The organism is Microvirga arabica (genome assembly GCF_016811235.1).
GTDB classification, from domain to species: Bacteria; Pseudomonadota; Alphaproteobacteria; order Rhizobiales; family Beijerinckiaceae; genus Microvirga; species Microvirga arabica.
Genome location: NZ_JAFBID010000001.1, coordinates 211510 through 221009 on the forward strand (window position 1 = coordinate 211510; position 9500 = coordinate 221009).

Sequence of the window (9500 nt, forward strand, 5' to 3'; positions counted from 1 at the left end):
TTTAGCGGATGCCTTTTGAGACGGTTCCGGCCATATCGTCCGCAGCCTGGATGACCTTGGAGTTCATCTCGAAGGCGCGCTGAGCCGAGATCAGGTTCGTGATTTCCTTGATGGGATCCACGTTCGAGGCTTCGAGGTAGCCCTGGTGAATTTTTCCGTAGCCGGGATCGGACGGGATCCCCACGGCCGGCGCGCCCGAAGCCAATGTCTCGCGATAGTAGTTGCCGCCGATGGGTTCCAGGCCGGCATCGTTGGCGAAGTTCGCGAGGGTGAGCTGGCCCAGATTCTGGGGCTGCGCCTCTCCGGCGATCTTCGCGAAGATCTCGCCCGATTCGTTGATTGTCACGTCGAGCGTGTTGGGCGGGACGATGATGGGCGGGTTGAGGGTATAGCCGTCGAGGGTGACGAGCTGTCCATCGCCGTTCTTGTTGAAGGATCCCGCACGGGTGTAGACGATCTCGCCGCTCGGCGCGTTCACCTGAAACCATCCGCGCCCGTTAAGTGCGAGATCGAACTGGTTCGAGGTATTCGTCAAGGAGCCCTGCCGGTGGAGGTTGCGGATGGCCGCCGTCTTCACGCCAAGGCCCAGCATGGCTCCTTCAGGCACGGGGCTGGAGCCCGCCTGGTTCGGAATGGCCTGGGAGCGCTCGGTTTGGTAGAGAAGGTCCGTGAACTCCGCCCGTGCCGCCTTGAAGGCCGTGGTGTTGACGTTCGAGATGTTGTTGGCAATCACCTCGACGTTCAGCTGCTGCGCATTCATTCCGGTGGCAGCAATCGCAAGCGCTCTCATGGTCTTATCCTCTTAAATCGCCATCCGGGCGATTTCCTGATAGGCCGCAACCACCTTGTCGCGGATGGCGATTGCCGTCTGAAGTGTCTGTTCGGCGGACATCACGGCCTCGACCACCTGCTGCACCGAGGCTTTGCCCTGGATGCCGGCAATCGATGCGGCCTCGCCCGCCTTCATCGTGTCGACGGCCGACGTCGCCACCTGGGCCATCATGTCGCTGAAGCTCACCTGCGAGGCACCGGCGACGGCTCCTACGGCCGGCGGCGCCGTGCCGAAGGCCGGGACGGCTGTGACCGCCGCAGGGCTGTCGATCATTGAGGAGATGGAGGATACGGCACTGATCATATCAGCCTCTCATGAGATCAATGGTTGCGGAGATCATGGCTCTCGCCTGCTTCATCATCTGCAGATTGGCCTGATAGGATCGATTGGCCTCCCGCATGTCGGCCATTTCGATCAGCATGTTCACGTTCGGCTTCTTGACCATGCCGTTCTCGTCGGCGGCCGGGTTGCCGGGGTCATACTCGACCGGGAAAGGCGCCTCGTCCTGGCCGACATCCTTTACCGACACAGAAGCAGCGCCCAATGTCCGCTCAAGCTCGGAGCGGAAGGTGATCGTCTTGCGCGTATAGGGATCGGATCCCGGTGTGCGTCCGGTCGAATTCGCGTTGGCGATGTTCTCGGACACCACACGCAGACGCGCGGATTGTGCTTCAAGGCCGGCACTCGAGAGCTTGCCAGAGGCAATCAACGGATCGATCATGACGGAGTCCTCACGCTGGTCAGCAGCATTCTATGGAATGACTTCACGATGGTCGTATTCAGGGTGTGCTGGCGGTTGACCTCACCCGCCTTGATGAGTTCCTGCTCAAGGCTCACAGAGTTCTTCGAGTAGACCGTGTCCCAGCTCTCTGACTTCTTCACCTTCGTGGCTTCGGTAGTCGAAGGTGAAATCCCGATATGATTGTTATTCGTGGCCGCCATGACCAGCTTCGTCTTATCGAGAACATCGGCGAAAGGCTCGACATCCCTGGCGCGATAGCCGGGAGTGTTGGCATTGGCGACATTGCCGGAAATGGTCGTCTGGCGGGTGGCAAGCCACTGGGCCTGTCGTGATGCCAGATCGAACAGATAGACAGGTGCCGTCACAGGAATCTCCGAGCGAACATGGTAAAGAGGCATTTAAGCCTCCAACCTTGCACGAGGCTGACTTGCCCTCTGCAGATGCCGTCAGGATCGACCAGTGAGCAGGTCGCTGCTTCGGAGCTTTGGCTGGATCCGAGACATGCTCTGCTGGTTCGCGCCCAAGGATCTGAAACTGTATTTCACCGCTGTTGGGCCAAATCCAAGTCGCGGTGCGCCTCCGAGCGCTACCATGTCGCAACCGAATCAGTTGCTTTTCAGCCAGCTATCCTCATGAAGAGCGCGATCGCCGACACACTGTCCCATGACGCATGATCCCGTTGAGTCTCGGATTTGCGCGATCGATTGCCAATACGTTAAAAAGCCTGCAAGCAACGCAGCTCTTGGGTTGGGGGGTTATGACTCATACATCTGCGTTAAAGGATTCTGTGAGTAGGCCTGCGGTTCACGCGAGCCCTGATCCTGCCCGTGTTCTGAATGCCGTAACTGACTTCGCCCTGATCACCCTCGATCATGTGGGAAACATTATATCGTGGAATGCTGGTGCAGAGCGTATCTATGGCTGGTTGCCGGATGAGATCCTGAACTGCCACTTCTCCCTTCTCTACTCCCCAGAGGCGCAACTTCGCGGAAAGCCGCTGCAGGACCTCAACACAGCAGCCATTTCCGGGCACTCCGCAGACCAGATACGCTGCAGGACAAAAGACGGCATTCATATCCTGTGCCGGGTAACGCTTGACGCGATCGGCTCCGAAGCAGGCGCGAATTGCCACTTTGTTTTGACCGCTCGCGACATCAGTCGCTTCATGGCTGCGGAAGCGGCTCTGAAGACCCAAGAGGAGCGTTACCGGGCTCTCATTGAGGCAAGCTCGGCAATGGTCTGGCGTGCAGACACCAGCGGCATGATCGTCGACGGACCGCTGAGTTGGAATGCATCCTCCCGTACGATATCGGAAAACGGCGGAGACTATGCTTGGCTGGACTCCGTTCATTCAGAAGATCGGGAGCGCGTGACCACAGCCTGGCTGGAAACGCTGGCCTCAGAGGAAGCAGGCACCAACGAATACCGGATGCTCGCCTCTGATGGCGAATACCGCTGGGTCCTGATGAGAGCTGTTCCTCTTCATGATGCGGATGGAGCGGTTCAGGAATGGATCGGAACCGTCACGGATATTCACGAGCAGAAGCTAGCCGCTGAACGGCTGCGCCAAAGCGAAGAGCAGTACCGCGCCTTGATCGAGGCCAGTTCCGCTATTGTCTGGCGGGCAGAGATCGATGGGGCGATCACCAAGGTTTGGGGGTGGGCAGCCTTCAGCGGCCAATCCAATCGGAACTATACAGGGTTCGGCTTCCTGAACACCGTTCATCCGGACGACCGGGCCAAGTTTCTCACGCAGTGGCAGGCCATCCGTGCATCGGAAGAGCCTGGAACGGTTGAGTACCGCGTCCGCCGCCTCGACGGCAAATACCGCTGGATGCTCGCCCGCGCAGTCCCGTTGCTGAACGGAGATAGCCGGGTTCAGGAATGGGTCGGCACCGTTACGGACATCCATGATCAGCGCCAGGCGGAGATGAGGCTTCGCAGCAGTGAGGAAAGGCTGCGCCTGGCCATCGAAACAACAGCCCTGGGCATCTGGGATCAGGATCTTGTCACCGGCCGGCGCCAGTGGATGCCCGAGGCACGGCAGATCCTTGGCCTGGCGCCAGATGTAACCATCACGCGCGAAATCATTCTCGACTGCGTCCACCCCGACGATCGTGAGCGGATGGCGAATACTTTTTACGACGATCAGCCGGGCAGTGACCTGACCTATAGCGGCAGCTTCAGGATCATCCGTGCCGATACTGGCGAAGAACGCTGGGTCACGGCCATCGGCCGCACTTTGGTTGATGATGACGAGCGCCCCATTCGCAAGATCGGTACGGTGCAGGACATCACGGAACGCAAGCTGGCCGAGAATGCTCTGCGCTCGAGCGAAGAGCGCCTGCGTACCAGCGAGGCGCATCTCAGGTCCATTCTTGAGACCGTTCCCGATGCCATGGTCGTAGCTGACGAGAGCGGCATAATCCGCTCCTTCAGTGCGACAGCCGTGAACATGTTCGGTTATCAACCCGAGGAGATTATCGGTACGAACGTCAAGTTCCTGATGCCTCTGCCTTACCGCGAGCAGCATGACGGTTATATCCGCCGTTACCGCGAGACGGGAGAACGGCGGATCATCGGGAGCGGGCGTGTGGTGGTCGCCCAGCGCAAGGATGGCTCGACCTTCCCGATGGAGGTCCAAGTCGGCGAGATGGAATCGGAAGGAGAACGCTTCTTTACCGCGTTCATCCGCGATCTGACAGAGCGCCAGCGCACAGAAACCCGAATGCAGGAGCTGCAATCAGAACTCGCCTACATGTCGCGTTTCACGGCCTTGGGAGAGATGGGCTCGACCCTCGCCCATGAGATCAACCAACCCCTGACAGCCATCACGAGTTACCTGAAGGGTTGCGGGTTTATCCTAAGCAACGTGGAGGGCGACAAGATATCTCTCGTCCGCCACGCGGTGAACGAGGCTGCAGAGGAGGCGTTACGTGCCGGAGAAGTGATCCGGCAGTTGCGAGAATTCGTGGCCCGTGGGGGAAGCGAGCATCAGATCGAAGGTCTTCAGCGCCTCGTGGAGGAGGCTAGCGCCTTGGCCTTGGTGGGCGCCAAGGAGAAGGACGTGAAGGTCGATTACGACTTTCCATCCGATAACCCGCTGGTTTTCGTGAACCGTGTCCAGATCCAGCAGGTTCTTCTCAACCTGATCCGCAATGCTATCGAGGCAATGCAGGATGCAGACCGTCGCGAACTGGTAATCAGGGCTCGACCTGTGCCATCCGAGTCCATGGTCCAGGTCAGTGTACAGGACACAGGATCCGGAATTGCCCCGGAGGTCTTGAAGAACCTTTTCAAGCCATTTACCACCACGAAGCGAAGCGGCATGGGCGTTGGGCTCTCGATCAGCCGGACAATCGTGGAATCTCATGGCGGCAAGATCTGGGCCGAGTCCGTCCCCAGTGAAGGCACCACCTTTCATTTCACCCTGAGAACCGTCGACAAGGAGGACATGGCCAGTGTCGAACACGCCGATCGTGTATGTGGTTGATGATGACGTCGGAGTGCGAAAGGCCTTGTCCTTCCTGCTGGTGTCGGTTGGCCTGAACGTGCGTCTATATGAGTCGGCGAAAGCCTTTCTCGACGAGGTCAGCAATCCCGGACAATGCTGCATTGTTACAGATGTGCGGATGCCCGGTATTGATGGCCTGGAATTTATTCGTCGCCTCAACGCGCGCGGGTTGAACGTTCCCGTTGTTGTCATAACCGGACATGCGGACATTCCACTCGCTGTCGAAGCCATGAAGACGGGTGCGATCGACTTTCTCGAAAAGCCATTCCGGGAGGACCGCTTTCTGGAGGTGGTCCGCTTTGCGCTGGTCTGCGACGAGAAGAGCGTTCGCAGAAATCAGGAGCTCCTTAGGACCCAAGCGCGGCTCCAGTCTCTCTCACAGCGGGAGCGCCAGGTGCTGGATGGCTTGGTTGCCGGAAAAGCCAACAAGATGATTGCCCATGAGTTGAACATCAGCATCCGGACAGTGGAAATCCATCGGTCGAATGTCATGGCAAAGATGGAGGCGAAGAGTCTCTCCGAACTAATCCGCATGGCGCTGTTTCTGGAAGTCGCAACCGGGAGCTGAGCGTACCTACAGGCAGTGTCGAAGCTTATGTCGCTGCACTCAGACTTGCAGAAGGGACTGCGAAGGTTGCATTGACCGATGCCCGGCTCTGCTGGAAGCACATGAGGCTTACCGATGCCTCTGGATCCGCACAGGCGTGTCAAGGCAGCCTCCTTTCGACAAATCTCCCAACCTCGAACTCTGGTTCCTTAATGGTCGATGTCAGACAAATTCTTCCGACGCCGCGAGAACGCGGCGACGAGTCCTCTCAAGAGGGCACTGACACTCGGCAGCATGTCGTTTCGAACCAGAACCGGTGGTCGCGAGCCACTCTCGACTTCAGAGATCTTTCCCAGGATGTGTGGTGCGAGCTGACCTTCCAGATCTGCTGGCACCCTGAAGAGAAGAGCCGGGCAGCACACGACTTCGCTGTTATTGGCGTTGACTTCCTGACTGAGGATGGCTCAAGCATCGACTTTGCCTATGCTCCTGGCTTGAACAGGGCTCAGATCGACCCTCACAGCTGCCACATCGCCGGGCCTGACTACTATGACCCGAGCAGCGATCAGACACATACCGGAAGGGTTCACTGCACCTTTCTGGTGCCATCTCCAACGAAGCACATTGCGGTCACCATCCGCAGCTGGCGCAACTCCCATCCGTTCACGATCCAAGACGCGAAGCTTCTGCAGGTTGCTCACACTACGGATGACGCCGCTCAAGCGGATCCTTCACAATCAGTTCCTCCTCCAACTCTGAATGACCCTCGCCGCTCCTGGGTTGAGCTGAAAATGGAACCAGCGTGGCTCACCTATGGAGTTGTCCCGGCCGAAACACTTTTCGTACGTGGCCAGCTGATCACCCAGAATGTAAGCGCCGGGGGAGCCTTGGCGCGTGTCATCTTCCGCAACAGGAACGGAGAAATCGTCGCTTCGCCAGACGATCTGCCGACTTCGCCTGTTGTAGGTGCCTATATCGACATTCCAGTCAACCGGCAGACAAGGCGCTTCACCCTTGAGCTCACCCCACCGGATCAGGCTGTAACGGTGGACATTGGTTTTCAGGTCTGGCGCGATGAGGCACAGATCAGCCTTGTGACACCCCTTGAGACATCATTAAGTGATAATCTCCTGCTTGAGAGCATCCTCAGCGAAGAGATCGCCGATGCCTCAGCTCTTGTCGGTGAAGTCTTCAGAAGGCTTCGTCCAGCCTCTGTCTCCAGAACCAATATCGGGACTCCCGGCCTGATCGACAATCTGATCGACTTCCAGGCCCTGGCGACGGCTCCAACCATACAAGACAAGTTGCAAGCCTTGCAGCAAGGTCAACCGGAGACCCTTGTCGGGGACCAGCTTACGTTCGGCGGCCTCAAGGCATGGCCCTTGCCTTCAATGCCGGATTGGACCGAGGACCCTTATCAGTCACCCGCCTGGCGCCTTGAGTATCATTCGCTGTCGTGGCTTCTGGATCTCGTTCGCGACCGGCAAGCAAGTGGAGCAAACAGGGCCGTTGACCTTGCCGTCTCCTGGTCGCGTGCCAATCCGCCCGCCAATCCCAAGGATCCTCTTAGCGCTTATCCTGCGTCCGTCGCCATACGCGCAGAGGTTCTGCTCCGATTGCTCGCAGTTGCGACTTCACTCAAGAGCAGACCGCCTGAAAAGTTGCGCATGCTCGTTGCAGAGATCATTCAGCATGGCCTCGCGCTCGCCGAGATCCTGAGTCAGAACATCTTTCTGCATTCCATTCTGCAGGTTCGGGTCGCCTGCGCTCTGCTGAGTGCCTCGATTGGCCTCCCGAATTTCCCTCTTTCTCCCTATTGGAGATCCGTCGCCCTCGCTCAACTGCGGAACGGCTTCGACCATCTCCTGGGTCCCCAGGGCTCGTCGAATGAGCAGTCCCAGCATTGCCGCCTTGAATTGATCTCAATCGGCATGATTCTGGCCGAGCACCTGAAGGACCAACATGAGGCTGAGGATCTTCGGCAACTTCTCGATGCCCGCCTGAAAGACAGCCTGAAAGCTCTCGTCGCAGTAACAGACCCGGCCGGCATGCTTGCTCCATTCGGAGACACTCCCCGCAAGCTCCATCATGCCTCCTGGTTGCGGCGTCTCATCTCCACATACGGAAGACACCTCCTGTCGGATCGGGCACTCGCGGAGGAACTGGCATATCCCCAGGGCCCAAGGCTTCATACATCAGACCATGCTGGGCTCATTGCATTCCGAAACTACCTGCAAAAGCCGGACTGGAGCTATCTCTGCGCCTCGATCAACGAGCAGCGCCAAGACAACGGGCACCATGACTGCACCTCCTTCGTTTACTCCGCTCGGGGCGTGAGATGGATCACAGATCCAGGCGGTTCAGGAATGATGGAATCAGGTCCCACACGCCACTATCTGCTCTCCTCACGAGCACACAATGTAGCCATTCCGGATTTTCGTGAGCAGACTGCAGGCTTCGGGTGGATCGAGGCAACGCTATCGCTCGACCAAGCGCGAGCAGTGAAGGTAGGCACGAATGTGCATGGCCCTTGCTACAAGCATTCGCGCGTTTTTGTATGCTTGGACGACATGAACGCGATCGCCATCTTCGACCGTTTTCGGTCGTCCCGAGGCGCTGCCAAGTTTGAGGCGAATCTTCACTTCGAAGACAACATTGCGCTTGCTCTCGTCAACGGCAAGCTCGCTATTGCTTTCCACAAACGGGATAGGTTGCGAATACTCCCTTATCCTGTTGCAGGTCAGTTTACCGGCTTCATGGTCAAGAATGGCCATGCCGGCCGAGCCGGTACCATGCAGGGCTACATCACGGACGGCGCCAGCGGCCTTAAGTCGGCCAATGTGCTGAACCATGGCTTCGCTGGCGCATCTGATGTGTGCGGAGGCGTGGTCCTTGGAGTAACGGAAGACGGATTGAAGAGGCTTATGAGTCTTATAGCCTCGCAACAGGTGCAGAACCTACTGAGCTAAACCGTACAGCGAGCCTCGCACGAAGAGCCCAGCTTTCGGTGACTGGGCTCAGCCGCTCAGTTCGACTCAATTGAACAACGCGTCAATTGCATCCTGGGATGTCACACCATTGTCAGAAGCCAGGGCGGGCCCGTTCAGGAGCGCCTTTTCTCCCTGGCGTTTCGGATCCTCAATCGTCTCAACATCCTTGAAGCTTTCCATGCCGCCCCAGATTTCCATCATGTGGTGAACCCGTTCCTCGACAAACTTCATCGCACCGACGACTTTGCTAATGCGTTGCCCGGTAATGTCCTGGAAGTTGCAGGCCTCGAAAATGTTGATCACATGATCGAGAATCTCACGGGCGATATCCTGATCGCTTCCAGCCAGTCTGGACGACAGATTGCTTGAGAGATCGTCGATCTTTTCCGCGGCTGCCAGGATCGAATTCGTGGCTGTTTCCGTTCCGGTCACGATGGCGCCGAGTTCGTCCGTGACCCGGGTGATCTCTTTTCCCTGAGCACCAGCATAGCGGAGTGTAGCGATCTCTCTCTTCGTGCGCTCAATCGCCTCGTAGATCGAATCGAGCTCCGACTTCAAGCGGAGAGCCTCCTGCATGTCACGGCGGTGCTCCTCCAGCAGGGAGGTCGAGATCTCCTTCGCGGGAACGATCGACTCCTTGATTGTGGCCAGCATGCCCATAACTTCCGAATGACGTTCCAGGATCCCTTCATCCTGAGACAAGACACCCAGGTTCGCTTCAATGCGATAGCTCTTTCTGTAAGTCATGACCGTCGCTCTCGTTCTGCTCATGCACCGAAGACAACGCTAATTTTGGACCGCAGGGTATCGGCGTTGAAGGGCTTGACGATGTAGTTGTTGACGCCGGCCTGCTTGGCCGCGACCACGTTCTCGGT

The 9500-nt window shown here is 57.9% G+C and carries 8 protein-coding genes and 1 pseudogene; 3 read left to right on the forward strand and 6 right to left on the reverse strand.

All coding sequences use genetic code 11. The features are described 5' to 3' along the window. Window position 1 precedes the first annotated feature (1 nt). From flgG to flgB, 4 genes are read right to left on the reverse strand one after another with little or no spacing between them, the layout of a single operon-like run. Window positions 2–790: a flagellar basal-body rod protein FlgG gene (flgG, locus tag JQC81_RS01060; protein WP_036358814.1), complete on the reverse strand. Its 789-nt coding sequence runs from the start codon at window positions 788–790 to the stop codon at window positions 2–4. Window positions 791–802: 12 nt separating this feature from the next. Further along, entirely contained in the window at window positions 803–1135 is a 333-nt protein-coding gene (fliE, locus tag JQC81_RS01065) for a flagellar hook-basal body complex protein FliE (protein ID WP_203269860.1), read from the reverse strand. Window position 1136: 1 nt separating this feature from the next. Further along, window positions 1137–1553 (reverse strand): flagellar basal body rod protein FlgC, encoded by a 417-nt coding sequence (flgC, locus tag JQC81_RS01070; RefSeq protein ID WP_196263298.1) that lies wholly within the window; start codon window positions 1551–1553, stop codon window positions 1137–1139. Beyond that, on the reverse strand, window positions 1550–1972 hold the full coding sequence (gene flgB, locus JQC81_RS01075) for a flagellar basal body rod protein FlgB (RefSeq protein WP_203269861.1): 423 nt from the start codon (window positions 1970–1972) through the stop codon (window positions 1550–1552). The genes flgC and flgB overlap by 4 nt, the downstream gene beginning before the upstream one ends. A gap of 389 nt (window positions 1973–2361) precedes the next feature. Between flgB and JQC81_RS34100 the strand changes: the two genes are divergently transcribed. The 3 genes from JQC81_RS34100 to JQC81_RS01090 all read left to right on the forward strand — a co-directional run bounded on the left by JQC81_RS34100 (window position 2362) and on the right by JQC81_RS01090 (window position 8604). Then, window positions 2362–5067 (forward strand): PAS domain-containing sensor histidine kinase, encoded by a 2706-nt coding sequence (locus JQC81_RS34100; protein ID WP_203269862.1) that lies wholly within the window; start codon window positions 2362–2364, stop codon window positions 5065–5067. Next, window positions 5036–5656 carry a response regulator FixJ gene (gene fixJ / locus JQC81_RS01085; protein ID WP_203269863.1) on the forward strand — a complete coding sequence of 207 codons (621 nt, stop codon included), beginning with the start codon at window positions 5036–5038 and terminating at the stop codon, window positions 5654–5656. Before JQC81_RS34100 ends, fixJ begins: the two co-directional genes overlap by 32 nt. Before the next feature lie 191 nt (window positions 5657–5847). Further along, window positions 5848–8604, forward strand: a complete 2757-nt coding sequence (locus tag JQC81_RS01090) for a heparinase II/III domain-containing protein (RefSeq protein ID WP_203269864.1) — start codon at window positions 5848–5850, stop codon at window positions 8602–8604. Between the two features lie 66 nt (window positions 8605–8670). On the opposite strand, the gene JQC81_RS01095 is transcribed toward JQC81_RS01090, so the two are convergent. Together JQC81_RS01095 and JQC81_RS01100 are read right to left on the reverse strand one after the other, a co-directional pair. After that, complete coding sequence (locus tag JQC81_RS01095) at window positions 8671–9372, reverse strand: protein phosphatase CheZ (RefSeq protein ID WP_246520109.1); 702 nt, start codon at window positions 9370–9372, stop codon at window positions 8671–8673. Window positions 9373–9392: 20 nt separating this feature from the next. Beyond that, window positions 9393–9500, reverse strand: a pseudogene (locus tag JQC81_RS01100) (two-component system response regulator); the annotation flags it as partial.